At 69.3% G+C, this 25300-nt stretch carries 26 protein-coding genes and 1 pseudogene; 15 read left to right on the forward strand and 12 right to left on the reverse strand.

Annotation, left to right across the window (positions count from 1 at the left end):
* The first annotated feature begins 29 nt into the window (after positions 1-29).
* Together ACIHAD_RS13240 and ACIHAD_RS13245 are read left to right on the forward strand one after the other, a co-directional pair.
* A complete protein-coding gene (locus tag ACIHAD_RS13240; protein ID WP_397354598.1) occupies positions 30-1505 on the forward strand; it encodes an FAD-dependent monooxygenase in 1476 nt (491 codons plus the stop codon).
* Positions 1502-2116: a TetR/AcrR family transcriptional regulator gene (locus ACIHAD_RS13245; protein ID WP_397354599.1), complete on the forward strand. Its 615-nt coding sequence runs from the start codon at positions 1502-1504 to the stop codon at positions 2114-2116. The genes ACIHAD_RS13240 and ACIHAD_RS13245 overlap by 4 nt, the downstream gene beginning before the upstream one ends.
* A 213-nt stretch (positions 2117-2329) precedes the next feature.
* Here ACIHAD_RS13245 and ACIHAD_RS13250 read toward each other — a convergent pair.
* The 4 genes and pseudogenes from ACIHAD_RS13250 to ACIHAD_RS13265 all read right to left on the reverse strand — a co-directional run.
* A pseudogene (locus ACIHAD_RS13250) lies at positions 2330-2431 on the reverse strand (hypothetical protein); the annotation flags it as partial.
* A gap of 261 nt (positions 2432-2692) precedes the next feature.
* Entirely contained in the window at positions 2693-2917 is a 225-nt protein-coding gene (locus ACIHAD_RS13255; protein WP_397354600.1) for a hypothetical protein, read from the reverse strand.
* 87 nt (positions 2918-3004) lie between these two features.
* Positions 3005-3196 carry a glycosyltransferase gene (locus ACIHAD_RS13260; RefSeq protein ID WP_397354601.1) on the reverse strand — a complete coding sequence of 64 codons (192 nt, stop codon included), beginning with the start codon at positions 3194-3196 and terminating at the stop codon, positions 3005-3007.
* Positions 3193-3363, reverse strand: coding sequence for a hypothetical protein (locus tag ACIHAD_RS13265; RefSeq protein ID WP_397354602.1), 171 nt, complete (start codon positions 3361-3363; stop codon positions 3193-3195). Before ACIHAD_RS13265 ends, ACIHAD_RS13260 begins: the two co-directional genes overlap by 4 nt.
* A 751-nt stretch (positions 3364-4114) precedes the next feature.
* Between ACIHAD_RS13265 and ACIHAD_RS13270 the strand changes: the two genes are divergently transcribed.
* From ACIHAD_RS13270 to ACIHAD_RS13280, 3 genes are all read left to right on the forward strand, one after another.
* Positions 4115-5314: an FAD-dependent oxidoreductase gene (locus tag ACIHAD_RS13270; protein WP_397354603.1), complete on the forward strand. Its 1200-nt coding sequence runs from the start codon at positions 4115-4117 to the stop codon at positions 5312-5314.
* A 176-nt stretch (positions 5315-5490) separates the two neighbouring features.
* A complete protein-coding gene (locus ACIHAD_RS13275; protein WP_397354604.1) occupies positions 5491-6270 on the forward strand; it encodes a DsbA family protein in 780 nt (259 codons plus the stop codon).
* Positions 6263-7075, forward strand: a complete 813-nt coding sequence (locus ACIHAD_RS13280; RefSeq protein ID WP_397354605.1) for a cytochrome c biogenesis CcdA family protein — start codon at positions 6263-6265, stop codon at positions 7073-7075. Before ACIHAD_RS13275 ends, ACIHAD_RS13280 begins: the two co-directional genes overlap by 8 nt.
* Before the next feature lie 220 nt (positions 7076-7295).
* On the opposite strand, the gene ACIHAD_RS13285 is transcribed toward ACIHAD_RS13280, so the two are convergent.
* From ACIHAD_RS13285 to ACIHAD_RS13295, 3 genes are read right to left on the reverse strand one after another with little or no spacing between them, the layout of a single operon-like run.
* Entirely contained in the window at positions 7296-8003 is a 708-nt protein-coding gene (locus ACIHAD_RS13285) for a hypothetical protein (RefSeq protein WP_397354606.1), read from the reverse strand.
* Complete coding sequence (locus tag ACIHAD_RS13290) at positions 7997-8797, reverse strand: replication-relaxation family protein (RefSeq protein ID WP_397354607.1); 801 nt, start codon at positions 8795-8797, stop codon at positions 7997-7999. The genes ACIHAD_RS13285 and ACIHAD_RS13290 overlap by 7 nt, the downstream gene beginning before the upstream one ends.
* Before the next feature lie 12 nt (positions 8798-8809).
* The gene (locus tag ACIHAD_RS13295; RefSeq protein WP_397354608.1) at positions 8810-9739 is read right to left on the reverse strand and encodes a type IV secretory system conjugative DNA transfer family protein; all 930 of its coding nucleotides are present in this window, start codon (positions 9737-9739) and stop codon (positions 8810-8812) included.
* Positions 9740-9770: 31 nt separating this feature from the next.
* Between ACIHAD_RS13295 and ACIHAD_RS13300 the strand changes: the two genes are divergently transcribed.
* Positions 9771-10991, forward strand: coding sequence for an IS630 family transposase (locus tag ACIHAD_RS13300; RefSeq protein ID WP_397354609.1), 1221 nt, complete (start codon positions 9771-9773; stop codon positions 10989-10991).
* A 651-nt stretch (positions 10992-11642) separates the two neighbouring features.
* Here ACIHAD_RS13300 and ACIHAD_RS13305 read toward each other — a convergent pair.
* Positions 11643-12254 (reverse strand): SAM-dependent methyltransferase, encoded by a 612-nt coding sequence (locus ACIHAD_RS13305; protein WP_397354610.1) that lies wholly within the window; start codon positions 12252-12254, stop codon positions 11643-11645.
* Positions 12255-12597: 343 nt separating this feature from the next.
* On the opposite strand from ACIHAD_RS13305, the gene ACIHAD_RS13310 reads away from it, so the two are divergent.
* From ACIHAD_RS13310 to ACIHAD_RS13340, 7 genes are read left to right on the forward strand one after another with little or no spacing between them, the layout of a single operon-like run.
* Complete coding sequence (locus ACIHAD_RS13310; RefSeq protein WP_397354611.1) at positions 12598-13257, forward strand: glycosyltransferase family 2 protein; 660 nt, start codon at positions 12598-12600, stop codon at positions 13255-13257.
* A gap of 1 nt (position 13258) precedes the next feature.
* Complete coding sequence (locus tag ACIHAD_RS13315) at positions 13259-13912, forward strand: TIGR04282 family arsenosugar biosynthesis glycosyltransferase (RefSeq protein ID WP_397354612.1); 654 nt, start codon at positions 13259-13261, stop codon at positions 13910-13912.
* Entirely contained in the window at positions 13909-14919 is a 1011-nt protein-coding gene (locus ACIHAD_RS13320; RefSeq protein ID WP_397354613.1) for an NAD-dependent epimerase/dehydratase family protein, read from the forward strand. Before ACIHAD_RS13315 ends, ACIHAD_RS13320 begins: the two co-directional genes overlap by 4 nt.
* Positions 14916-16388, forward strand: coding sequence for a glycosyltransferase 87 family protein (locus tag ACIHAD_RS13325; protein ID WP_397354614.1), 1473 nt, complete (start codon positions 14916-14918; stop codon positions 16386-16388). The genes ACIHAD_RS13320 and ACIHAD_RS13325 overlap by 4 nt, the downstream gene beginning before the upstream one ends.
* Positions 16389-16425: 37 nt before the next feature.
* A complete protein-coding gene (locus ACIHAD_RS13330; RefSeq protein ID WP_397354615.1) occupies positions 16426-17772 on the forward strand; it encodes a molybdopterin-dependent oxidoreductase in 1347 nt (448 codons plus the stop codon).
* A 20-nt stretch (positions 17773-17792) separates the two neighbouring features.
* Entirely contained in the window at positions 17793-18281 is a 489-nt protein-coding gene (locus ACIHAD_RS13335) for a hypothetical protein (RefSeq protein ID WP_397354616.1), read from the forward strand.
* A complete protein-coding gene (locus ACIHAD_RS13340) occupies positions 18278-20086 on the forward strand; it encodes a glycoside hydrolase family 15 protein (RefSeq protein WP_397354617.1) in 1809 nt (602 codons plus the stop codon). The genes ACIHAD_RS13335 and ACIHAD_RS13340 overlap by 4 nt, the downstream gene beginning before the upstream one ends.
* A 721-nt stretch (positions 20087-20807) precedes the next feature.
* On the opposite strand, the gene ACIHAD_RS13345 is transcribed toward ACIHAD_RS13340, so the two are convergent.
* The 4 genes from ACIHAD_RS13345 to ACIHAD_RS13360 all read right to left on the reverse strand — a co-directional run bounded on the left by ACIHAD_RS13345 (position 20808) and on the right by ACIHAD_RS13360 (position 23192).
* Positions 20808-21668 carry a UvrD-helicase domain-containing protein gene (locus ACIHAD_RS13345; protein ID WP_397354618.1) on the reverse strand — a complete coding sequence of 287 codons (861 nt, stop codon included), beginning with the start codon at positions 21666-21668 and terminating at the stop codon, positions 20808-20810.
* A gap of 128 nt (positions 21669-21796) precedes the next feature.
* Positions 21797-22261 (reverse strand): GNAT family N-acetyltransferase, encoded by a 465-nt coding sequence (locus ACIHAD_RS13350; RefSeq protein ID WP_397354619.1) that lies wholly within the window; start codon positions 22259-22261, stop codon positions 21797-21799.
* Positions 22262-22335: 74 nt separating this feature from the next.
* Positions 22336-22698, reverse strand: a complete 363-nt coding sequence (locus ACIHAD_RS13355) for an SDR family NAD(P)-dependent oxidoreductase (RefSeq protein ID WP_397354620.1) — start codon at positions 22696-22698, stop codon at positions 22336-22338.
* 86 nt (positions 22699-22784) lie between these two features.
* Positions 22785-23192, reverse strand: a complete 408-nt coding sequence (locus ACIHAD_RS13360) for a hypothetical protein (protein ID WP_397354621.1) — start codon at positions 23190-23192, stop codon at positions 22785-22787.
* 3 nt (positions 23193-23195) lie between these two features.
* Between ACIHAD_RS13360 and ACIHAD_RS13365 the strand changes: the two genes are divergently transcribed.
* Together ACIHAD_RS13365 and ACIHAD_RS13370 are read left to right on the forward strand one after the other, a co-directional pair.
* A complete protein-coding gene (locus ACIHAD_RS13365; RefSeq protein ID WP_397354622.1) occupies positions 23196-23462 on the forward strand; it encodes a hypothetical protein in 267 nt (88 codons plus the stop codon).
* Between the two features lie 251 nt (positions 23463-23713).
* On the forward strand, positions 23714-24214 hold the full coding sequence (locus ACIHAD_RS13370) for an SDR family NAD(P)-dependent oxidoreductase (RefSeq protein WP_397354623.1): 501 nt from the start codon (positions 23714-23716) through the stop codon (positions 24212-24214).
* Positions 24215-25300 lie beyond the last annotated feature (1086 nt).

Below are 25300 nucleotides of genomic sequence, written 5' to 3' on the forward strand. Positions count from 1 at the left end.
CCGTCTCGTAAATAAAATGAGGTGACGCGATGGATGTCGAGGTCCTGGTGGTCGGCGCGGGTCCCGTTGGCCTGGCGCTGGCCTGCGCGTTGCGCCAGCATGGCGTCTCGGTACGCGTCGTCGACAAGGCCGTGGGCCCGGCGACCACGTCACGGGCGAACTTCGTGCACGCCCGCGGCTCGGAGGTCCTCGACCGCCTCGACGCCCTGGGCGACCTGCCCCAGGAGTCGGTACGCGCGATGACGATCACCACCTACGCCGGGGACCGCCCGATGATGCGCATCCGGTTCGGCGACCCCGGGCTCGGCACCGCCGCCCCACCCATGGTGATCTCCCAGGCCAGGATCGAGGAACAGCTCCGCGAACGGCTGGCCGCGCTGGGCGGCCAGCCGGAATGGGGCAACGGGCTGGCCGAGGCCCGCCAGGACGCCACCGGAGTCACCGCCGTTCTCGCCGACGGCGCCACCGTCCATGCTGGCTGGATAGTCGGCTGCGACGGCACCGGCAGCACCGTGCGCAAGCTGGCCGGCATCGGCTTCCCAGGGGTACAGGTGAGCGAGCGGTTCCTGCTGGTCGACGGCCGCCTCGACGGAGATCCGCCGCTGGACCGGTCGGGGACCAGCGGCTGGGCGCATCGCGACGGCTTACTGGGCGCCATGCCGATGCCGGGCGGCCAGTGGCGCCTGCTCGCCTATGACGCCGCATTCACCGACGACAAGCCGACCGAGGAGCAGATCGCCGACCGCGTGCGGCGCATCCTGCCGCAGCGCACAGGCCTGACCGGCCTGCGCCTGGGCGAGGTCACCTGGGCGTCGCTGTTCCGCGTGCACCGGCGGCTGGCCGACAGCTACCGCGCCGGTCGCATCCTCCTGGCGGGAGACGCCGCTCACGTGCACGCGCCGTTCGGCGGCCAGGGCATGCTGACCGGGCTCGGCGACGCGGAGAACCTCGCCTGGAAGCTCGCCCTCGTCGTGCGCGGCCTGGCCACCGAACGGCTGCTCGACACCTACCACGCCGAACGGCGTCCGCTGGCCACGGCGGTCCTGCGGGGCAGTACGGCTGCCACCAAGGTCAACATCGCGGGCGGCCCGCTCGGCCGCTTCCTGCGTGACCAGGTGCTGATGCGCGTCTTCAGCCAGGCGTGGATCCAGCGGTGGACCACCTACACGACCTCGCAACTGTGGGTCAGCTACCGTCGCGGGCCGCTCGGGGGAAGAGGCGGCAAGCCCCGGCCCGGCGACCGTGTGCCCGACCTGGCGTGCGAGCGCAGTGACGGCACCCGCACGCGGTTGCACGCCGAGTTGCGCGGGGCGTGGGCGGTGGTCGGCGGCGGCGCGGAGGCCGCCTTCGGAACCGCCCGACGGCGGCTCGGCGATCGCGTCGTACGGCTTCGCGCCAACGGCCTGAGGAGCGGGCCGGCCCTGCTGGTGCGCCCGGACGGTCATCTGGCCTGCAAGGGTGGCCCGGCCGAGTTCGATCGCTGGCTGGACGGAGCCCTCGGTTGAGCGCGTCCCGGGGGCGGGGACGTCCGCGTGATCCTGAGACCGACGCGGCGATCCTGAACGCGGCGCTGGAGCTGTTCGTCGAGCGCGGCGTCGAGGGCACCAGCATGGAGCAGGTGGCCAAGCGTGCCGGAGTGGGCAAACTGACCGTCTACCGCCGCTGGAACAGCAAGGAGGAACTGCTCGCCCAGGCCATCGAGCTGTGGGTACGCGCCGAGGTGACGCCGTCGGCCGCCGACGTCTACGCCCTGCCGCCGCGCGACCTCGTCGAACGCGTCCTGCCCGTGGCGGCCGAGACGGCCGCGAGCCCCGAATTCCGTGCGCTGGTCGCGCGCATCATGGGCTCGGCCGTCAGCCACCCCCAGCTCATGGCCGTCTACTGGGAGCACTACATCCTGCCGCGCCGTGAGCTGGCCGCGGCGATGCTGCGACGCGCCCAGCAGGACGGCATGGTGGCCCCCGACGCCGACCTGGACGTCCTGATCGACATGATGGCCGGCGCGGTGACCTACCGCGTGCTCCAGCCGAACCCGCCGGACGCCGCCGAGATGCTGCGCTACCTCACCGCCGTCTACCGCCAGGCCGGCCTGTATCCACCCGCCTCGCAGGCATGACGGAGATCAGACCTCACAGACGCGTTTCGTCGGCGCCGGTGATGCGGGCGATGGCCGCGGCGACGCCGTTCTCGGTGCTGACCTCGGCGGCGATGGCGCGGGCGGCTCGGGTGAGCGTCGCCGCGGCCTCGATCGCGGCGGCCAGCCGTCCGGGCTGAGGCGGCCGGTGATGGGGGCGGGCGCGACCACGAGGCGGTGCAGGCGTCCGGCCCAGAACGGCTGGTCGCCGAGGAAGGGGCGGACGACCTGCGGGACACCCGCACGCAGGGCGGCGGCCACCGTGCCGATCCCGCCGTGATGCACGGCGACCGCCACCCGCGGCAGGAGCCACTCGTGCCGGGGCTTCCTCGATCACCAGGACTCCGTCCGGCTCGGATCCCGCACGCAGGGCGCCCCAGCCGGTGGCCAGGATCGCCCGGCGCCCGGTCAGGCGGACGGCCTCCAGCACCGTGGCGGTCAGCGCTTCCGGCGCGCCGCCGTAGGAGCTGCCGAAGCCGACGTAGATCGGCGGGTCGCCGGCGTCCAGGAAGCGGGCCAGCCGTCCGGGTGGCGTCCAGTCACTGCGGGTGGGCGTCGTCAGAAGCCGGTGGGACGCGCCTGGGCGGGCCAGTCGGCGGGGGAGGGGAGCAGGTACGGGCTCCACGCGTGCAGCACGCCGCCCGCCTCGACCAGGTCGGCGACCGGCCGGTACGTGCCACGCAGGCCGAGCGCCCCGGCGCGCCAGTCGCGTACCGTGCCCCGGTAGGGCGCCTCGACGGCGGAGGAGACGCGCCAGCTCACCCGGTTGAGCGCGCGCGGCACCCGTACGGGGAGGATGGGGGAGGGGAAGGCGGCAGTGGGCAGGTAGAGCGGCAGCAGCAGACCGGCCAGGGCAGGGACGCCGAGCTTCTAGGCGACGTACGGCCCGCCGAGGGACTTGGGGTGGTAGACGACCACGTCGGCCCGGTGCGCGGTGAGCGGCGCGAAGCGCCGGGGCGCGGCCAGGAGCGGCCGGTGCCCGGCGGCCAGCAACCCGCGGGCCAGGGCGAGGTACGGCTGGACGTCCCCGCGGCTGCCCACGGTGATCAGCAACGGTCTCATCGCTCGTCCTTGAGTGCGTCCCACTCATCCAGCAGGGCCGGGAAGCGGTCCATCATGAACGCGTACATGTCGCGCATGAGCTCCAGCCTGCGCCTTCGCGCCGGATCGTCGCCCACCGCCCGAAGCCCCTGCTCGGCCAGAGCTCGGAAGCTCTCGAACTCGGCCATCTTCGCGCGGAAGGCGCAGGCGAAGACGTCCTCGGCCAGCCGGTATCGGTCGCGGCGCTCACCGCGTACCCGGAACCGTTCGACGAGGCCCTGACGGATGCCCGATGTCGTCGGCCCCGGGACGACTCTCCCGGCTACCTCGCCAGGCGCAGCGCGCAGGCGCCGTACGACCCGGGGAGTAGTGCGGATGCTCCAACTCGCGGAAGGCGGGGCGGTCGCTGAACGCCGCACACCACGGTTGAGGCGGACGGAGCCGCTCCTGCAAGTCGAGTTGCGGGATATCACATGCCGTCTGGCGTCGGCGGGTCGGCCTGTCACCGGATCACGAGCCTGCCCCACTCAAGCCCGCCGGTGCCGCACTCTCTCTGCACGAAAAAGCTATCTTGCATCAAGCAAAGATTGCATATTGCAATAATCCGGAATAGATTCGAGAGAGCGTTCAAGGTATCCGTACAAAAGAGGTGGCATGGGGGAGTCCGCGGTGGTGCGCGGGAATCCCTGAGGCGGTGGCCGCGCTGCCGGGCGCCGCCGTCGACGGCCTGGTGCCGCAGCGTCACCTCGACCCTCAGTTGCGAGTGCGAAGAGAGGGACCGCGATGAGAACCCTCATGTGCGGTGTCGGACATGCTGTCCGACTTGAGACCGCCGCTGGGCTGGCGGCCTGTCTGGACGCGTTCTGCTGTACCGCGTGGCGGGTCTGAAGGCGTACAAGCTCTCAGCGGTGCCGTGCGCGTCTCGGATGGAGGAACACAGTGCGAACAGTGATCTGCGGGGCGGGCATCAGCGGCCTTGCCCTGGCGCACCAGCTCGCCGCCCAGGGCGGCGACGTCGTGGTGGTCGAGCGGGCCTCCGGGCCTCGCCCTCAGGGATACATGATCGACTTCTTTGGTCCGGGACTGGAGGCGGTCGAGGCCATGGGGCTGCTGGCCGCGTTCGAACAGGTGGCCTACCACTATGACGAGGGGCATCTGGTCGACCGGAACGGCCACCCCCGCGCCACGCTCAGGACCAAGAGCTTCTCGCGAGGCATGCTCATGAGCCTCCTCCGCCCGGACATCGAGGCGGTACTGCGGGAGGGCCTTCCGCCCGAGGTCGAGCTGCGCTATGGCGCGGCCCTGACCGGCGTGGCCAACAGCGCCGGCGGCGTGACGGTGACCCTCCAGGACGGCACTGTTCTGGACGCCGATCTGCTCGTGGGCGCCGACGGGATCCATTCGACCGTCCGCCGGCTGGTCTTCGGGCCAGAGGAACGCTACCTACGCTACCTGGGCCTGCACACGGCGGCGTTCACCTTCGACGCGCCGGACGTGCATGCTGCCACAAGGCGCGCGTTCTGTCTCACCGACTCGGTCGACCGGCAGATGGCCTTCTACGCTCTGCGTGACGGCAGTGTCGCCGCGTTCGCGGTGCACCGTAGCGCCGACCCCACGCTCCCGGACGATCCGCGTGAGGCGATCCAGCGGGCCTACACCGGCCTGGGCTGGGTCACGCCCCGCGCATTGGAGCAGTGCCCGCCGACGGCTGAGATCTACTACGACCAGGTCGCCCAGATCGAGCTTCCCCAGTGGAGCGCCGGCCACGTCGTCCTGCTGGGAGACGCCGCCTACGCCGTGTCGCTGATCGCCGGGCAGGGCGCGTCGCTCGGCATCGCCGGCGCCTTCCTGCTCGCCGACAGGCTGGCGCGCGTACCGTCCATCAAGCGGGCCACCGCCGACTTCGAGCGCCTGTGGCGGCCCGTGGTCGAGGAGAAGCAACGCAACGCCCGGTCGATGGCCCGCTGGTTCCTGCCTGCCTCGCCGATGGATCTACGCATCCGGCGCATCATGCTCGGCTTCACCCGAGTGCCCTTCGTCTCCGGCTACGTGACCTCCATTCTCGCCGGCAAGGACGTCAAGCTCGCCGACGTCATGCGCCAGGCGTCCGGCACCCCGACCAGACCGGTGGTCGCGTAGCGCCGCCGGGGCGGTTCATGACCTTTCCCCCTTTCGGTTCTTGCTTGGCGTCCGCACTCTGCCTGCCGGGCGACGGTCCCAGGAAACCGCAGGCATTGTGCCGCTGCTGACACCTGTGTCCTCGCCCGTGCCGGGACTGCGAGATCCTGTCCCTGATATCAGGAAGGACGGGGCACGTGAGAGAAGAGCCTGTCGAGCGGACCCGTCTCGGTCCGCATGGCCGGGTGCTGGCCATGACGGCAGCGGCAGCAGTGGTGCTGGGTGTGCTGGCGGTCGCCGCACTGGATCGGCCTCCGCACTCCGGTTCCGACGTCGACCCGGTAGCCGTCACTGGGTCGGCACCGACCATCACCGAGCCGCCGGACGCGGGCGCGACGCACACCGTCGAGCCGTCGGAGGAGACCGCGCAACCGACGCCGACCTGGGAGGGGCCGACGGTCCCGCCGATCGTTGTCTCCCTGGCCCGCGGTATGGCGTCGGCGCCCGTCACGATCGTCGAGTTCGGCGACTTCAAGTGCGTGAACTGCGGAAGGTTCGCCCGCGAGATCGAGCCCGAGCTGCGCCGCCGCTACATCGACACGGGTGTGGTACGGCTGTTCTGGCGCGACTTCCCCGCCCAGGGCCGCCAGTCCATGCGGGCCGCGATCGCCGGACGCGCGGCGGCTCGGCAAGGTAAGTTCTGGGCCTTCCACGACGCGGTCTACGCTGACCAGTCCGGTGGCCTCGGCGAGGAGAAGCTGCGCTCGCTGGCAGCCAGGATCGGCCTCGACATGGCCGCCTTCGACGCCGACCGCCGTGATCCGGCCCTACGTGAGGCGGTGGAGCAGGATTTCGCCTTCGGCGCCCAGCTCGGCATGCCCGGCACCCCGGGGTTCCTGATCAACGGCACGTTCTTCTTCGGAGCCCAGCCGCTGTCGGAGTTCGTCAAGCAGATCGAAAAGGCCCGCCATGAGTGAGGTCGGGTACGCCGCTGCCTTCCTGGGCGGGCTGTTCGCCCTCCTCAGCCCGTGCAGTGCGTTGCTGCTGCCCGCCTTCTTCGCCTATGCCTTCCCCGGGCATGCCGCCCTGGTCGGCCGCACGCTTCTGTTCTACCTGGGCCTGTGCGCGGTGCTGGTCCCGCTGGGGATGGGCTCCGCGCTGGTCACCGGGTTCTTCTACGGTCACCAAGACCTGCTGATCACGGCAGCGGGAGCGATGCTGATCCTGCTCGGCGTGATGCAGCTGACCGGGCAGGGCTGGGCGATCGGTCCGCTGGAACGGCTGCGCGGCCATGTCCGCGGGGACTCGCCCGGTGCCGTGCTGGCGCTGGGCGCCGTCTCGGGGTTGGCCGGGTTCTGTGCCGGGCCGGTGCTCGGCGCGGTGCTCACCATCGCAGCAGCGTCCGGCAGCACGCTGCGCGGCGCCGTGCTGCTGGCTCTGTACGCGGCGGGCATGGCCGCGCCCTTGCTGGCTCTGGCCCTCGTGTGGCAGCGTTTCGACCTCGGCCGCCGGCGCTGGCTGCGGGGTCGTGGCCTGCGGCTCGGCGGGTTGCGCCTGCACACCACGACCGTGGCCTCCGGGCTTGTCTTCATCGGCCTCGGGGTGCTCTTCCTGGCCTTCGACGGCACCCGGACCCTGACAGTGCCGATCCCCGAGGCGTGGGAGGCCGGCCTCCAGCAGGCGGCGGTAGCCGTATCCGTGCCGGATCTGCTGGTGGTCGCAGGAGCAGGAGTCGCTCTGGCCGTACTCATTGTTCGGCGGCTGCGAAAAACAGGGAAATGATCATGCGGACCCTCCCTGGCTACAAATAGGCAAGACGTGCAGACATCGCACGGCCGGCGGACGTCAGCTCTGCGGAAACCCGCCGCCTGAAAATAGGAGAGCCTGAGCACATCCGACGTCGTTGCGCGCCGGATGCGCTCAGAACTCGTCCTCCGCATCGCCGACTGATGCCCATGAGAGTCAGCAAACCCAATTTATTGCATAGTGCAACTGTTGTCTATCACCCACGCTGTCGGCGTAGAGCAGACCGAGCTCGGCGTATCCAAGGGGCAGCTGCGACGGCGACTGCAGCCCCGCCGGTGAGCACGACGAGCAGCCGCGCCGCTCGGGGCGGAGGCTCAGGACGGCGAGACCATCGCTGTTCGGGACGCCCTTGACCGTCGTCGCCGTGCAGTCCGGCGCGTAGTAGCTCGGCCAGGTGCACCCCGCGCCGCCCGCCCGCCTGGCTCTGGTCGAGCTGGGTACGGCAGCTGAAGCCGTCGGCGAGGATCACGTCGGTTTCGGCGGCGGCGCGGACGGCAGGTAGCAGCACCCGCTCGGCGCAGGCCTCCGAAACCTCGTAGTGGCCCTGCTCGAAGCCGAAGTTGCCGGCCAGCCCACAACAGCCCGAGTCCAGCACGTCGGCGTTCACCCCGGCGGCGGTCAGCACCGCCAGATCCGGTTTGAACCCCATGATCGCGTGCTGATGGCAGTGGGTCTGGACGCGGGCGGTGCGTCTCACCTGGGGCGGCCACCAGCCAGGGGTGTGCTCGTGCAGGAGTTCGGCCAGGGTGACGGTCTGGCGGCGCAGCCGGTCGACGTCTTCGTCGTGCGGGAACAGTTCTGGGGCGTCGCCGCGGAAGACGGCGGTGCGGCTCAGCTCCAGGCCGACCACATAGGCGCCGGCTCGCAGATGGGGGCGGAGCACGTCCAGCGTGCGAGTCAGCACTCGTTTGGCGGCGACCGTTGTGAAGACCTTCTCGGCCAGGTCCGAAGTCTTTCCTGACCGTGGCACGCTAGGGAGGCCATCGGGACGAACATGTTGCCGGGGTGGCGCTTGAGCTTGTTGCGGAGGTTGGCTTCCCGGCGTTCGCCCTGAACCCAGAACAGGACGGGGGTGACGATGTGGCAGGACTCGGTCAGCCGGGCGTAACCGTCGACCTTGTGAGCCACCCGATCCAAGGGCTCGGTGCCGGTGTCGTACTCGAGGAAGAACTCGATGCTGTGGGGTCCCTCGGTCCATCGGCAGTAAGCGTCTGGACGGGCCATGGAGCCCCACTCCTTGGTGCAGCGCTGTTCGGGCCACCATGTGGTCAGCTCAGTTACCAGATGACGCCGGGCGAACCCGTACAGGCCGGCGGCGATTCCGTTGGTGCCTACGGTGTGAGCGAGCTTCTGGCTGTAGACGATGCTGAGGACGCGGTCACGGCGATAGCCGAAGTCGGCCAGGTCGACGCCTTCCTCCGAAGCGAGCACCGCCGCGGCGGTCTCGCCGATGACGTAGTGGTAGGGCGCGGTTCCCATGGCGGGCGGGAGGTTGGGGCGGAAGCGCTCCAGTACGCCCATCCGGGTCAGCGCCAGCAGTCGACGCCGGGCTGCGTCGTCGGTGTCGAAGAACATCTGACTCACCTGGGGCGAGGTCAGGACGCGGAAGTCGCGGATCAGTCGGATCAGGGTGCGGTCGCGCTGGGTGAGGCGGACGGCCAGCTCGCCGAGCATCCTCGGGGTGTAGCGGATGGACACGATGGTCTCCTTTCAAAAGGTGCGCCGGGCATCCGGCTTGGGAGCGGCCGCGGCTGCCGTGCGGCCGTGGGCTTGCGCGGCGGCGCTCCTGATGTGCCGGGCGACGTCGCTGGAGGGTTCGGGGAGCGGTCTGGTGCGCAGGGTGAACGGAGGAGCCTCCGCCGAGCGGACGACCAGGCGGGCAGCGGCCTGGAAGGCGTCGAAGTTGGCCAGGTCGTGCGCGGTCAGGAAGGGCGTGAAGTGGTCTTCGACCTCGCGCGCGTCGTCGGGCGAGAGCGAAAAGTAGATCTTGTTGCGGGCGTCGGAGGAGATGGCCTGGCGCAGCTGGCGGGGGAGCTGAGCCAGGTGCTGGTGAGCGAGGGTGAGGGAGACGCGGTACGCGCGGGCTTCGGCGAGCATGTCGGCCAGCGCGTGCGGCAGAGTCAGGAAGTTGTGGCATTCGTCCACGTACAAGGCGGAGGCGGGCTGCGAGTGGCCCGTCTTGGCACGGCGTGAGGCGGCCTGCCAGACCTGGGCGAGCACCATCGAGCCGAGCAGCCGGGCGGAGTCGTCACCGAGCACGCCCTTCGGCAGCCGGGCCAGAAGGATCTTTGCGTCGAGCACTTCGCCCAGGTCGAAAGTGGAGCTCGTGGAGCCGAGCACGTCCCGCATGAAGGGGCGCAGCAGGAACGCCCGAAGCTTGTTCATGATGGGCGCCGTGACGTTGGCCTGAGCCGACTCCGACAGGGAGGCGTACCAACTCCAGAACCCACGCAGCAGCGGATCGCCAATGGTGGCGACCTGCCGACGGCGGAAGGACTCGTCGGTCAGCAGGGTCGGGATGTCGGCCAGGGTGCCGTCGTTGCGAGCCAGGGTGAGCGCGCAACCACGCAGGATGTCGTCGGTGCGCGGCCCCCAGTAGTCGGCGTAGATCTCGTGGAAGATGCCGACGAGGTTGTCCACGCCTGTGGCCAGGTCAGATCCGCGAAGGACGTTGAGGGACGGCCTCGGATGCCGGTCGTCGGGATCGATCAGCACTACGTCCTCAGCCCTGCTGTCGGGCATCAGCCCGAGCAGGAAGCTGGCCCACTCCCACACAGCCCCCTACCAGCAGGTCATCCGCGTCCGGATCGTATTGGACGCCGCGCACGGCTACTCCAACGCCCGGATCGCCCTGCGTCAGCGGGTCCACCTGGATACCGTGCGGCGGTGGCGTGGCCGCTTTGCCCGCCAGGGCATCGACGGGCTCAAAGACCGTCCTCGCAGTGGCCGGCCGCCTCGCTTCACCCCCGTCCAGCGGGCTGAGGTCACGGCGCCGGCCTGCCAGTTACCGGCCGAGACCGGGACGCCGCTGTCCCGCTGGAGCAGCGCCGATCTGGCCGCTGAAGCGGTCGGCCGGGGCATCGCCGAGGCGATGTCCGCCTCGACCGTGCGCCGGATCCTGGCCGCCGACGTGCTCAATCCCTGGCAGCACACCTCCTGGATCTTCATCCGTGACCCCGACTTCGCCACCAAGGCCGCCCACGTGCTCGACCTCTATCAGCGCATCTGGAACGGCCGGCCCTTGGCCGGCAACGAGTACGTGATCTCCTCTGACGAGAAGACCTCAATCCAGGCCCGCTGCCGCTGCCATCCCACCCTGCCACCCGGCACCGCCCGCACGATGCGCGTCAACCACGACTACGACCGGGGCGGCGCGCTGGCCTACCTGGCCGCCTACGACGTCCACCAGGCCCGCGTCTTCGGGCGCTGCTCGCCCAAGACGGGCATCATCCCGTTCATGGACCTGGCCGAGCAGGTCATGATGCAAGAGCCGTATGCCTCGGCCCGCCGGGTGTTCTGGGTCGTGGACAACGGCTCCTCCCATCGCGGCAAGGCAGCCGCCGACCGGCTCACCGCCCGGTTCCCCAACGCGGTGATGGTCCACACTCCCGTGCACGCGTCCTGGCTGAACCAGATCGAGATCTTCTTCTCCATCGTGCAACGCAAGGTCGTCACACCCAACGACTTCACCGGCCTTGACCAGGTCGAAGACCGGCTGATCGCTTTCGAGCGCCGTTACAACGAGACCGCCCGGCCCTTCCGATGGAAGTTCACCCCGGCCGACCTCGAGGACCTGATGGCCCGGATCGAGCGACACGAACAGAAGGAGCACCACTTCCAGCAGCCCACCGGCTGCGATCACCAGCCTGCCGCACTACAAGCGATCACGTGAACCCTCGAATAACTTACCAGCCGGACCACTTAGTCAGCAGGCTCTCAGACCCAAGAAAGGCTCGTGCCTGATCGGGAGCGAGCCCTTCACGTGCAGCCGTCGGCGGACAACCCCCGCCTGGCGGCCCTTCGTCTACCTCGCGGCCATGGTTTCCACCGCGTAGAAGACGGCCACCGCCCTCCGCGACACCGACATGGTCGAGGAACACAGCCCCTCGCTCGGGTCCGCAAGACCATCGGCGGCGCCGCCGTAACCGATGTGCTCTCCGTGACCCTAGCTGCGCGCGGAACCTCAACCTGCACGACATCGCGGCCCGCCTCGCCATCACCAGGGGCGAAAGGAAGGGGCGGCCCCTCCGCGGCAACGATTATGCGCATGGTTCCGCGAACACGGAGGCGAGGCCGGACGTCGGACCGATGTGGGGGGCCGTTACCGTCCGAGTCGCTCCACTCTACAGAGCGATCTGCCATCTCGGTGGGCATGGAGTTGCTGCGCCCCGGGTTGAGCAGAGGCGGAGTTCCGGCGCAAGGTACTCGACCTGCTCGAAGAGGGCCGTGTGGCCACCGAGCTGGCGGGTTGGTCTGGTGCCCCGGAATGCCTACACCTCATGCAGGACCCGCCCGGCGAGGCCGGGCCCCGTGGCAGGGTAGGTCATGAGAGGGATGCGAACCATCGCCCGGCCGCGGTCCAGCGTTCGACGGTGGGGAACCCGGATCGCCCGGCTAGGGGGGCGATGTCGTCGATCGAGACGGTTGCCCAGCTGAACCAGTCGCCCGTGCGCCCAGCCTGGCGCAGCCGTAGGGTGTGAACCCCGCTCTGTGAACCTGGTGGCGAGAGTTCGGCGATCACTTTTCCCTCCGGCCTGACCAGCTCGCGCAGGCGCCGGAGGAGGACTGCCGGGTCGCCACCGATGCCGATGTTGCCGTCGACCAGGAGCGCCTCGGCCCACCACCCGGTTCCCGGAAGGGGGTCGAAGATGCACCTGCGCAGCGCCAGGCCGCCCGCGCGGCGGGTCAGCTCCACGGCCAGAGGTGTGATGTCGATGCCCAGAGAGGGAATCCCCATCCGGGTAAGCGCCACGGTCAATCTTCCTGGCCCCGAACCGACATCGAGAGTAGGTCCGCCGCATCGGGCCAGAATGTGCTCGTCGCCCTCGTTGTACCGGAGCCAGCGCATGGCGGAGAGTGGCTGCATTCGGCCGTCGGCATATTCGATTTCTACGCTTTCGCCGTTGAGAGAATCTTCGTAGAAAGCGCCGATCACGGGACTCTTCCACAGCGGCCGGTGATGAGAAAAGGGGCTGCTGGAATGTTGCCGCGACTAGTGTTGATCATGTCGCAACATTACCCCGGCAGATCGGTGCCGGTTTCTTGCGAAGCTGTTATGGGTGCGGAGTCGTAACGGCCTTGCAAAAACACGTCCAGCGCGCATTAAGTGAAAAGTCAAGATCTGGCGCATGCCTGCCGAGGGCGCAGGATGCATTGGCCTTATCGCGCGACAGGCCGTCTTGGGAACCGTATCTTTGCGGACCCGAAGTGGTCATTTCTCGGAATGACGTCATACTTTCGTAAGGGAAGGGGCGCTGATGCCGCGTTAGCGTCCACCTATGGAGATCGACGTAGTGCTGCCCTGCCTGAATGAGGAGGCAGCCCTGCCCTGGGTGCTCGGGCGGATGCCTCGCGGCTTCCGCCCGATCGTGGTCGACAACGGTTCAACCGACGGATCCGCGAGGGTCGCGGCGGAGTTCGGCGCGATGGTGGTGACAGAGGCTCGGCCCGGATTCGGCGCCGCGTGCCACGCGGGGCTGACGGCCGCGACGGCGGACGTGGTGTGCTTCATGGACGCCGACGCGTCCCTCGATCCCGGGCAGTTGCCGCGCGTCGCCGGGCCGGTCCTGGCGGGTGAGGCCGATCTGGTGCTCGGCCGCCGTGTCCTTGGTCGGGGCGCCTCCTGGCCGGTGCACGCCCGGCTCGGCAACGCCGTGCTGGCTCGGAAGCTGCGCCGCCGTACCGGTGCCGACCTGCACGATCTGGGGCCGATGCGGGCGTGCAGACGTGCCGCCCTGCTGGCATTGGAGCTGGCGGACCGTCGGTTTGGCTACCCCCTGGAGATGGTGCTTCGCGCCGGTGCGACCCACTGGCGGATCGCCGAGGTCGAGGTGGACTATCTGGCCCGTACGGGGAGGTCGAAGGTGACGGGTACGGTGCGCGGCACGCTCCGGGCGATCGGTGACATGCGCCGGGTCATGGCCGACAGGACGATATGACATGAGTTCACACGATGTCGAGAGTGTGCAACTCCTGGTGATCGCCAAGGAGCCCGTACCGGGAAAGGTGAAGACCCGCCTGACCCCGCCCTGTACTCCGCACGAGGCCGCGGCACTGGCCTGCGCCGCGCTGGAGGACACATTGCGGGAGGTTGCCCGTGCTCCGGTGACCCGCCGCGTGATCGCTCTCGACGGGGCTCCTGGGGCGTGGCTGCCCGCCGGGTTCACGGTCGTTTCGCAGCGCGGCGACGGCCTGGACGAACGGCTCGCCGCCGCGTTCGACGACGCCCACCGGGCGTCGCCCATCCCGATCGTGCTCATAGGCATGGATACCCCGCAGGTGTCCGCCAGTCTGCTGGCCGGTGCCGTGTCGCTGCTCGGCGCCCATGACGCGGTGTTCGGCCCCGCGACGGACGGTGGGTTCTGGCTTCTCGGGCTGCGCGCCCCCGACCCCGATCTGCTGCTCGGCGTGCCGATGTCCGAGCCGAGCACAGGAGAGATCCAGTTGAACAGACTGAGAGAGGCAGGGCTGAGTGTCGCTCGCATGCCCTGCCTGACCGATGTGGACACCATGGCGGACGCGGTCGAGGTGGCGGCCCTGGCTCCCCACTCCCGCTTCGCCGCCGCGCTCGCCGGAACGGCGGTGTTGTCATGATCGACGGCGAGGCGAAGGTACTGGTCACCGGCGGGGCCGGATTCATCGGGAGTCATGTGACGGAGGCGCTGGAAGCGGCCGGACATGAGGTGGTCCGCCTCGACCTCAGGACCGGCGAGGATGTGCGCGACGCCGCCGCGCTCGACCGGTCGATGGCAGGAGTCGACGTCGTCGTGCACCAAGCGGCCAAGGTCGGGCTCGGCGTGAACGTGGCCGACCTGCCGGACTACGCCTCGGTCAACGTGTACGGCACGGCCGTGCTGCTGGCCGCGATGGCCAGGCATGAGGTCGGGCGGTTGGTGCTGGCCTCCTCGATGGTGGTTTACGGCGAGGGCGCCTACGACTGTCCGAGACACGGCCGGGTACGGCCCGCGCCGCGATCCGCCGCCGCTTTGGCACGCGGTCTTTTCGAGCCCCGTTGCCTTCGGTGCGACTCGGAGGTGGTCTGCGCCACCATCAACGAGGACGCGCCGGCCGATCCACGCAACGGGTACGCCACCAGCAAGCTGGCGCAGGAGCATCTGGCCGCCAACTGGGCGCGCGAGACCGGCGGCACGGTCGTCGCGTTGCGGTACCACAATGTGTACGGGCCCAGGATGCCCCGGGACACGCCGTACTCTGGGGTGGCGGCGATCTTCCGGTCCGCGTTGGAGGCCGGTCGAGCTCCTCGGGTGTTCGAGGACGGCGGGCAGTTGCGGGATTTCGTCCACGTCCGCGATGTCGCTCGCGCGAACGTCGCCGCGCTCTTCGGCGGCCGGCCGGGGCTACTGGCCGCGTACAACATCGCCAGTGGAGAGCCTCGCACCGTCGGGGACATGGCGCGGGCGCTGGCCACGCACCATGGCGGGCCGGAGCCGGTGACGACGGGGGAGTACCGGCTCGGCGACGTCCGGCACATCGTGGCCGCACCGCACAAGGCGGCTGCGGAGCTTGGATTCCGCGCCCGGGTCGGCTTCGACGAGGGGATGAAGGAGTTCGCCACCGCGCCCCTGGCCCGTCCGGCGTGAACTGCCGCGCGGCGGGAACGGCCGTCCTGCTGCTCGCCCTTGTCGGCACGCTCGTGCTCGCGATCGGAGAGGAAGCCGTTCCAGCGGATCGCCACGGCCTGTTCTGGCCTTACGCACTCGCGTGGGCGATCTTCTGCGCGGCGCTGTGGGCCGTGCGCGGGCTGCCGAGGCGTCAGGCGATGTCCCTGGTGATCGTCGGGGGGATCGCCGTAACCGCTACCGGCCTCCTGTCACCCCCCGCGACCAGCACCGACTCCTACCGCTACGCCTGGGATGGACGGGTGCAGGCCGCGGGCGTCTCGCCCTACGATCACGCTCCGGCCGAGGCGGAGCTGATGCCGCTGCGCGATTCCTGGCTCTTCCCACGCGGTGCAGGCTGCGAGGGACCCGATCGATACCCGCTGCCATCAGCGGACCCGATGACGTCGTGCACGCGGATCAACCGCCCCGCCGTGCACACGGTCTATCCGCCCCTGGCGGAGGCATACTTCCTCCTGGTGCACGGGCTCTCGCCTGCGGAGGCACGGCACAAGCCGCTGCAGATCGGTGGTGCGCTCCTGGCACTCGCGACCTCGGCCGTGCTGCTGATCGCGCTCAGCAACCGGGCCGGCACCCGGGACGACGCTCCGGCGTATACCGCCTGCTACGCGTGGTGTCCCGCCGTCCCGCTCGAACTGGTGAACAACGCCCACGTCGACGCGCTCGGCGTCCTGCTCGCCGTCCTCGCCCTGACCACCGCGAACAGGTACAGGGTGCTCGGCGGCGCGCTGTTCGGCGCGGCGACCGCTGTCAAGCTGCTGCCCGCCGTCACCGTCCCCGGAGCGCTCTCCGGGCTCCTCGCGTCAGGCGGTAGTACGCCGAAGCGCCGGGTGGTCGATGCCCTGGCCGTCGTCGGCCCCGCCGCACTCGTCGTGGCGCTCGCCTACCTGCCGTACGTGCTCGTCTCGCGCGGGTCGGTGCTCGGATACCTCTTCGGTTATCTGACCGAGGAAGGGTACGACGATGCCGGCAGCAGGGACCGGTACGCGTTGCTGCGGCTGGTCCTTCCCGACTCGTGGGCGTTCCACGCGGCCCTCGGCATCCTCGGGATTGTGATCTTCCATGTGCTCCGACACGGTGACGCGGATCGGCCGTGGCGAGGCGCCCTGGTGCTGACCGGGGTGGGGTTCCTCGTGTTCACGCCCGGCTATTCCTGGTACGCCGTGCTGGTCGTCGCGCTGGTCGCCCTCGACGGCCGGTGGGAGTGGCTCGGCGTTCCGCTGGCGAGTGGCGCGGCCTACATGGGCACCGGCGCTGGCTTCGGGACCATCGCCTACGCCCTCGTCGCACTGATGGTGACCGCCGGATTCGTGGTACGCGCGGTCCGCCCACCAGCCGGCAGCGCGTACAGCTTCCTGAGGCTGCGAAGAGCGCCCGGACATTGCCGAATGGGTGCCGGGACGTGGCTTTGGAAAGACCGCTTTCGGTAAGGAGACCGACAGCCGACATTGGATTTCAGGGGGATCGGTGCCGGATGCGTCGTATGGGCGCGATCGTAAGGTCAAGCCCGACAAGAAGGGCCGCCTCGTCGCGCCCCTCAGGAGGTGGAGCTGGCCGCCCGGGCCGTTCCGGCCAGAGTTCTGGCGCAGCCCGCTGCGCGGTCCCTGGCTGACCTCGGTGCTCGGACTGATCCTGCTGGCTGGAATCACCCTCGTCGCGATCACCGGGCTGGTGTCGTACGCCGCTTACGAGCCTCGCCTGCCGGGCAACGACACGACGCCCGGCAGGGGCCTGCTGGGCTTCTACCTGTTCGACTGGCCCACGGACCCGGTCTGGTTGTACCGGGTCACCCAGGGCGCGCACGTCATCGGCGGGCTGACACTGGTGCCGATACTGCTGGCCAAGCTGTGGTCGGTCATCCCCAAGCTGTTCTCCTGGCCGCCCGCCCGCTCCGTGGCGGAGGCCGTCGAGCGGGCCAGCCTGCTGCTCCTGGTCGGCGGTGCGGTATTCCAGTTCGTGACCGGGATCCTCAACGTCCAGCTCTTCTACGTCTTCCCGTTTTCCTTCTACCCGGCCCACTTTTATGGTGCGTGGATCTTCCTGGCCGCGTTCGTCGTACATGTCGTCATCAAGCTGCCCCGCGTCGTCCACACCCTGCGGACGTACGGCCTGCGCGACCACCTGCGCACCTCCGTGGCGGACACTCGCCCGGAGCCGCCGGACCCCGATGGCCTGGTCGCCACCGATCCGGCGCCTCCCACGATGTCCAGGCGCGGCCTGCTGGCCTTCGCCGGCGGCGGCTCGCTGGTCATGTTCGGCCTGTCCGTCGGTCAGTGCGTCGACGGGCCGTTGCGCCGTACCGCGCTGCTCGCTCCCCATGGGCGCTTCTACGGTACGGGCCCCAACGACTTCCAGGTCAACAAGACGGCGGCGAGCCTCGGCGTCACACAGGCCCAGACAGGCGAGTCCTGGCGGCTGACACTAACGGGACCTAACCGGCTGGAACTCTCCCGCGCGGACCTGCTGGCGATGCCGCTGTACACCTACGCCTTGCCGATCGCCTGTGTGGAGGGCTGGTCGACCGTCCAGACCTGGACCGGTGTACGGCTGGCCGACCTCGCACGCCTCGCTGAGATCCGGACCGGCTCGAGAGGTGTCACCGCCAGGTCTCTGCAACGCGGGGGCTATTTCGGAGAGGCCTCGCTCAGCGCCGCGCAGGTGGCCGACCCGCGCTCGCTGCTGGCGCTACAGGTCAACGGCGCTGACCTGTCCCTCGACCACGGCTACCCGGCGCGGGTCATCGTCCCCAACGCTCCCGGAGTGCACAACACGAAGTGGGTACGCGAGCTCGACTTCACCCAGGAACGATCTTGAACGGCCACAGCCGATGGGCCATGACCTACGGCGCCCCTGCATGGCACTTGCTCGCACTCGCTCTGTGTTTCCTGGTCGCCGCTTACGCCGCCGCCCGGGTGGTCGAAGCGGGGATCTGGCCGGGCTTTCTGGTGTGGTTCGTGGGGGCCGTCATCCTCCATGATCTGGTGCTGTTCCCTCTTTACTCCGCCGCCGACTTCGCCGCCCGATCTTCCACCGCCCGTGCCCGTCGCCGTGGTCGTACGGCTGCGCGGCCTCGGCGTCGGCCGCCGGGGCGGCGGCCGGCTCCGATCAACTACCTGCGCGTGCCGACCGCGTTCTCCGGACTGCTGTTGCTGGTGTGGTTCCCACTCATCCTGAGCGGCGCCGAGCCCAACTACAGGGCGGCGGTCGGCTTGAGCACCATCCCTTATCTCAATCGATGGATTCTGGTCACCCTGGTGCTCTTCGCCGCCTCGGCACTGCTCTACGTGCTGCGACGCCTGGCTGTGGGGCGGTTCGGCCGTTGAGCGCCCGGCCGATCGGCGACTACGCGATGCTGTCGGACTGCCGGTCCGCCGCGCTGGTCACGTCCGACGGCTCTGTCGACTGGCTGTGCCTGCCGCGTTTCGACAGTCCGGCGATCTTCGCCCGGCTGTTGGACGAAGAGGCCGGCTGCTGGACGATCCGGCCGGCATGTCCGGCCGAGGTGACTCGCCGGTACGTCGAGGACACCCTTGTGCTGGAGACCACGTTCCGGACGCGCGGCGGCACATTGGTGCTTCTGGACGCTCTCGCGCTGGGCCGTGGCGAACGTGAGCACGCGCTGGGCACGTCATCCCCCGGCTTGCTCCTTCGCCGGCTCGCGTGCACCGAAGGGCAGGTACCTGTGGAGATCGTGTATGCGCCCCGGCCTGAGTTCGGGCTCGTCCGCCCGCTGATGCAAACGGTCCGCGGCGGCCTGATCGCCCGTGGAGGTGCCGACGTGCTCACCCTGTCCAGTCCGGTGGAATTCCGGGCCGGCGGCTCGGTCGCGGACGCCCGGCTCACCCTGCGCGCAGGAGAGAACGCCGGTCTGGCCCTGCAGGCGGGTCGGGCCTGGGCGCCCGACCCGCCGTGCCGTACCTCCTGGGCCGTCGCGCGCCGGATCCGCGACACCGTCGCGGGATGGCGCTCCTGGTCACGTGGCCACGCCGACTATGAGGGACCCTGGCGCTGGCACGTCAACCACAGTGGCAGGGTTCTGCGTGCGATGACCTACGCCCCGACAGGGGCCATCGTGGCTGCAGCCACCACCTCCCTGCCGGAGAGCATCGGCGGGGAGCGCAACTGGGACTACCGCTACACATGGGTCCGCGATGCCAGCTTCACCCTGCACGCCCTGAACACGGCCACCTGCGAGGAGGAAGAGACCGCCTTCTTCGCCTTCCTGTCCCGCGCATGCGCGACTCAGGTCGATGCGGATCCGGACCTGCAGATCATGTACGGCATCGGCGGCGAGCGCGACCTGAGTGAACGGCGGCTACCGCATCTGCGGGGGTGGCGGGACAGCGCACCCGTGCGGGTCGGCAACGACGCCTGGCGCCAGCGTCAGCTCGACGTGTACGGCGAACTGCTCGACGCCGCCCACCAGACCTACCGGGACATCGGCCCGTTCGATCCCCTCACCCGCTCGCTGCTGATCGGAGTGGCCGAAACCGCCGCGCGCCGCTGGCGGGAGCCGGATCAGAGCCTGTGGGAGGTCCGTGGCCCCAGCAGGCACTTCACGCACTCAAAACTGATGTGCTGGGTGGGACTGGACAGGGCAATCACCCTGGCCCCCGTGCTGGGGGCCGCCCACCGGGTCGCCGACTGGACGCGCGTCCGAGACGAGATCCACGCCGCGATCCTGACCCACGGCTGGAATGAGCAGGCGGGTTCGTTCACCCAGACGTTCGGCGGCACCCACATCGACGCCGCCACCCTGATGATGCCCCTGGTCGGATTCCTGCCGCCGGACGACCCGAGGATCTGTTCCACCGTGCAGACCGTCGCCGGTCAGCTGACTGACGCGAGAGGGTTGGTGTACCGCTACCGTTCCGCCGACGGGCTATCAGGCCAGGAGGGCCCATTCCTGCTGTGCACCTTCTGGCTCGCCCACGCGCTGGCCCTCACCGGTCAGGACGCCGCGGCCAGGCGGACGTTCGAGGCCGCCGCCTCCTGCGCCAACGACGTCGGCCTGCTCAGCGAAGAGGCAGACCCCACCACGGGAGAAGCAATCGGCAACTTTCCCCAGGCCCTCAGCCACATCGGCCTGATCAACGCCGCCCGCGCCATCAGGGACGCCCGGCATTGAGCCCTGCGCTTGCCGACAATGTCATCGGCGCCGGGCATGCTGTACCACGTCGAGTACAGCCCCGACGGCTCTGACCCATGGGTTACGGCGTCCCTCCCTGAGGGCGAGATCGTCGCCTGTCGCGACGAGTCTGGACTCACCCGCATCGACCCGGGTTACAGGAACGTCCCCGGAACTTCGAGACCCGATCATTCGCTTGGCGAGGGAGACCCCGGCCGGGGCCACCCACGGCTGCACGGGGAGATGGTACGGCTCGGCCTTCAGGTCAGCGAGGCGACGGTGCGGCGCCTCCTGCGCACCCACCGACTCGGGGCCGACGCCTCGCGACCTTTTGATGGACCTCGGCGAGCAGGCAGGGTCGTTCGGCTTCCTGATCCGAATCGGGATGTCGAGTTCACTGTCGTCTTCGATGAGGTGGTCGCCGCCGTGGGCGTCACGGCACTGAAGACACTGCGCCGCTGCACATCTCCCTCCGAGCCATGCCGCGGGCTGTCGCCCTGGCGGCACTGTCCTCGCCCCCCTTCGCCAACGCGGCGACCACTGCTCTGGCTGCGCGGCAACTGGACCGCGCATTCATCAGAGTCGAGATCATCCCGTCGATCTGCGATCTGGCCTCGGCACGTCTTATGGCTGGGCGAGCGGAGCGCTGGGTCTGGAGGGGACCACGCTTGGGCAGGGCAAGCTGTTCCGCCCAAGCGTGCGCGACGCCCCCAGGCAGCGGCTAGTGATACGGAACGTTGTCACGTGCCAGAATCCCAGCGACACGATCGCGGTGGTTCTTGTGGACTGCGAGCATCAGCAACCGCTCAGCCCTTGAAACGCCCACGTACAGCACCCGCTTGGCTTCGGAACTGGTTCTGTACTCCCAGTGATCGAGCGCGGTGAGGTCGTCCTCGTCACAGTGAAGGTTCTTGGGAATCACCATCCCCACAGCCGACATCTGGCGTCCCTTGGCGCCGTGAACGGTGGACCAGTTAAGCCCGCTACTCATGTCGCCGAGCCCCAGACCGGTCCACTGGTCAGCGTTGGGAGTTCTGAGGGAACCGAATTCGCGGGGCGGAGTTGTGGGCCACGCCAACCCGGCAAGAAACGTCCGGATCCGCTTCGTATAGTCGGCTATGTCACCAGTATGGCTGCTCAAGGTGAGAGCCATACGGACCACCACGTCGGACAGCCAAGCCTGGGTGATCCCGAGCTTCTCACAGGCGGCATCGACCCCGCCGTCATCCGAAGGCGTCTTCGCGAGCACGAGACAGGACTCGATGAAGCGGACCCTTCGCCGATAGTCGCGGGTGTAGAGGGGGGTCACGATGAATCGGTTGATGAACGCGTCGATGGTGCCGACGAAGTGCGGAACGACGAGACTGTCGGGCTGGTCCCGGCATCGGTCGGTCACCTCGTCGATCGCGGTCTTGGTGAACGACACCAGCGCGATACCCCTGCGCTGCTCCTCGGCGACGCGCCGGACGTAGCGCGCGACGATCGCCTTGGTCTTGCCCGCCCCTGGACATGCCTCAACGAAAAGGCTGCCGTGGGCGCCGACCAGGAACTTCTGCGGGTCGGTCAGATCGAGCTCGGTCATGAGTCGAGTTCCAGCGCAGCTCGAACGGCTCCAGTCTGGTATGGCGGACAGGTGAACGGCGAGCTCGTCCAGGCGCTCGGTGTGTCGCGCCACGCGAAGCCCCGTCGCCGCAACCGTTCCCGCGCGGGCTAGCCTTGCAGGTCAAGGGAGAGCCAGACCTGGTCCCGCAGTGGAATACCGTCCACCTCCATCGCGGGATAGCCGGCCTGGGGGGTGAAGACGTCCCGCTCCACGCGCAACAGCCGGAACCCGAGTCGCTGATAGAAGCCCAGCACGCGCGTATCGGCAGCCGCGGTCGCGACGAGAAGCGTCGGCCGATGCTCCTGCCGGCAGACCGCCACCGCGCGCTCCACGAGCATCCGACCGACTCCAGCGCCTTGACGATCCTCCCGAACCGCAAGGCTCTTGACCTCCGCCTCCCCAGCTCGCTCACCCGCGATGAGCTGCAGGTGGCCGATGACGGTCACGCCGTCTCGGGCCACCAGCACCCGCCCCAGCTCGCAGTACCGGCTCACCGCCGCCGGTGAGTCGTCCGCAAGCTCGAACAGGCCGGCCAGCGCCTCACGCGGCCCCTCGAACCAATCGACCGCCACCCTCGCACCCTCCAGACCTCGCGCCCCGAAGCACCTGCTGCCTATGCCCTTCGACCATAAGGTCCGGACCCGGCTCAGCTCCACGGCATTTCTGCCTCGCCCCCTCGATGCCAAGCATGGGCAGCTCGCCATCGCCGTTCAGCACATCCAGGCAGAACTCCCGCTCGGACCGCGCCCTTGGACGCCTGGTAGGCGGCGGCCGAGCCGCTGCCGACGAGCACGAGCACCGATGAGGTGTTGATCATCGAGGCGTTGCCGCTCGCGCGCAGGAGTGGCATCGCGGCCTTCCTACCGAGCCAGGTGCCCTTCTGGTTGACGTCGATGACGCGGTCCCAGGCGTCCTCCGCTGTGTCCTCGATGCCGGGCCAGTCCACGATGCCGGCGAGGTTCACCAGCACGTTCTGCGTGCCGAAACGCTCGTGTACGAGGCCGATCACCTCCTCCCATTCCTACATCGAGGAGACGTCGAGGCGGGCGGCGGCGGCCTCCGCGCCGAGGGCGTCGATTCTGCCGGCCAGCTCCCTCAGGGGCGTTCGGCGACATCGGTGATCATCAGCCGGGCGCCCTCGCGGGCGAAGACTGCGGCGGTAGCCGTGCCGATGGGGAGGCTCACCGGCACGCGCAGCGTGCTCATGAGCGCACCGAGACAGGCGCCGGCGACCGTGCCCGCGCTGAACCCGGCGATGAAGCGGGGCATGAGGATCCGGCCGAGCCGCCGTTCGACGGCCGCGGCGTGTACGGTCACCGTGACGTCCCAGACGCCTGTGGCCGTTCCCAGCACGAAGAGTCCCATGAACAGCAGCGGCGGCCAGAAGGCGAAGCCGAATGCCGCCGCGCCGAGACCGGCGCCGACGAGCAAGGCCACCGCGGTGACCACCCACCGGGGGCCGACACGAGTGACGATCGGGCCGGCCAGGGGCAGCACCATCACGGTGTGACCCACCATTCAGCCGCCAAGACCGTGAAGCAACTCCTCGGCGACGACCTGGTGCGGGCCGAGCCTCACCCCCATGACGGCCGCAAGCTCCTGCTGCACATCACCGACCTCGGCCGCGCCCGCCTCCAGCGCGAACGCGCCCAGCCGGCGTCGCGGCGGAGCATGGCGGCCGCGTCGGAGGCGACGAGGCCAGTTCGCGTACAGCTCGCGAGCGTGCGGGGCGAGCATCGACGCCTACGACGGCCCCCGCCCACATCACCCTGAACGGGGCCGCCACCGCCAACCACACCCAGCTCGGCGACCCCGTCAAGAGCGCCGCGCTGATCTACGAGGTCACCCGCCAGGACGAGCTGCCGGGGCACCTGTACCTCGGGCCCGACACGCTCGATCGCCTGCAGGTAAAGCTGGACCGGACCGAGCAGGACGCAGCCCCCTGGCGGGACAAATCCGCCGCCACCGCACAGGACGACGCGGCCTGACCTCTGGCCCGGTCCTCATCCTTGGAAGGATCAGTCATGACCGCTGCCCTGATTACCAGAGCGCCGCTGGCAGGCTGCGTGGCCGTCGTCACGGGCTCCTCCAGCGGCATCGGCGCCGCCACCGCCCTGCGCCTGGCCGCGCTCGGCGCAAACGTCGCCGTGCTGGCCCGGAGCAAGGACCGGCTCGACGAGCTGACCGCCTCCATCGGCGCCGCCGGCGGCACCGCGATCGCCATCCCCGTCGACGTCACCGGCCGGCAAGCCGTCAACGACACGACGGACCAGGTCGCCGAACGGCTCGGCACCGCCGACCTCGTCGTCAACGACGCCGGCGTACAGCTCATCTCACCGATCACCGACCTGCGCCAGGACGACTGGCAGCGCCAGATCGACCTGAACATCACCGGCGTCATGAACGTCCTCGGAGCTTTCCTGGCCCACCTGACCACCGCCGCCGCCGCCGCGTCAGGATCGCGCAAGGCCCGCGCCCGGCGCCCAGCTGCGGACGTTGGAAGGAATAGCGGCCGCGCACATTGATGTGCCGCCTGATAAGGGACTGAACCGGGCCCCGTCGTCATCCAGTACCGGATATCCATGCGCCCGCAGCTGGCGCAAAGCGTCGTCAATTTAGACCGTGCTCCACAGCGCCAGGCAGTTCAAAACAATGCCCAGAGCCCCTAACTGGTGCTCCATTCCCTCGTAGTACCGCTGGAACACCTGGGTTTTTCGGCCGTGGAAGCCTTTCTGCACCAGATCGTGGCGGCCTTTCAATTCCGGTCCAAATCTCTCCAACCTCATACTCCTTCCCAGGATGCATGGGCCCGGTCGCGTGGATCCTCAAGCCGGGTTACGGCGTCGACACCGCTCCCATCGGGAGCTTCTCCACCTAGCACGAACGTTGTGGCCTGCCAGAGAGGCGGGGGAGCCATGAACGCCTCTGGGGCCCCGGTAGTCCTATCAGAATCTCCGTCGAATAGGGCCCTGATCTGGAGAAACGCGGCCGCGCTTCGGGTGCTCGGCGCTTACTCGTTCGGCGGGGTCTCGGCCAGAGCTTCGGCGAGGGTCTTGTGGACGACGCCAATCAAGACGTTGACGCCGGCGGTGATGGCGCGGATGGATTCCTCGCGCCGCCAGCGCGTTTGTCGTCGACCACGGGCTGGCAGTTATGACGTGGTGGAGTTCACGGCGGTCGCATCAGTGCCCTCATCGGGTTCTTCGCATGAGCGGCGACCTGCGACACCCGCCTGGTTCGCGTACGCCGGCCGGGAACGCGATGGCCGCGAGGCTTCCACCGGACGTATACCCCCCTGGTTGTATCCCTCAGGTTGAGGCAACCGCGGATCGGCGGGTTGGGACGCCGCCAGATATACAACCGCGGTTAGACGCGGAAATCGCCCGCTTATTCCTAGTATGTGAGAGTCGGCCAGCTCTGGCCGCTGCACTCACTCCTCTACACCCGTCTTCGGCGCACCGGTTCAGGGAGGGTTCTGTGCTGGCAGGCAAAGCGTGGTTGGCCGCATCGACAGCCGCCGTCTTGGTGGCGAATCTTCTGCACGCTCCACCGGCGCGTGCGGAGCCGGTCGTCAAGGGACCGCCGGCGATCGCCGACGACCATCGGACGGT

The sequence above is a fragment of the Nonomuraea sp. NPDC052265 genome, assembly GCF_044547985.1.
In the GTDB taxonomy this organism is placed as follows: Bacteria; Actinomycetota; Actinomycetes; order Streptosporangiales; family Streptosporangiaceae; genus Nonomuraea.

Coding starts and splice junctions, on each gene's coding strand:
- ACIHAD_RS13240 (WP_397354598.1), top strand. CDS start 30: ATGGATGTCGAGGTCCTGGTGGTCGGCGCGGGTCCCGTTGGCCTGGCG.
- ACIHAD_RS13260 (WP_397354601.1), bottom strand. CDS start 3,196: ATGAGACCGTTGCTGATCACCGTGGGCAGCCGCGGGGACGTCCAGCCG.
- ACIHAD_RS13265 (WP_397354602.1), bottom strand. CDS start 3,363: ATGGCCGAGTTCGAGAGCTTCCGAGCTCTGGCCGAGCAGGGGCTTCGG.
- ACIHAD_RS13280 (WP_397354605.1), top strand. CDS start 6,263: ATGAGTGAGGTCGGGTACGCCGCTGCCTTCCTGGGCGGGCTGTTCGCC.
- ACIHAD_RS13310 (WP_397354611.1), top strand. CDS start 12,598: ATGGAGATCGACGTAGTGCTGCCCTGCCTGAATGAGGAGGCAGCCCTG.
- ACIHAD_RS13315 (WP_397354612.1), top strand. CDS start 13,259: ATGAGTTCACACGATGTCGAGAGTGTGCAACTCCTGGTGATCGCCAAG.
- ACIHAD_RS13320 (WP_397354613.1), top strand. CDS start 13,909: ATGATCGACGGCGAGGCGAAGGTACTGGTCACCGGCGGGGCCGGATTC.
- ACIHAD_RS13335 (WP_397354616.1), top strand. CDS start 17,793: ATGACCTACGGCGCCCCTGCATGGCACTTGCTCGCACTCGCTCTGTGT.
- ACIHAD_RS13345 (WP_397354618.1), bottom strand. CDS start 21,668: ATGACCGAGCTCGATCTGACCGACCCGCAGAAGTTCCTGGTCGGCGCC.
- ACIHAD_RS13370 (WP_397354623.1), top strand. CDS start 23,714: ATGACCGCTGCCCTGATTACCAGAGCGCCGCTGGCAGGCTGCGTGGCC.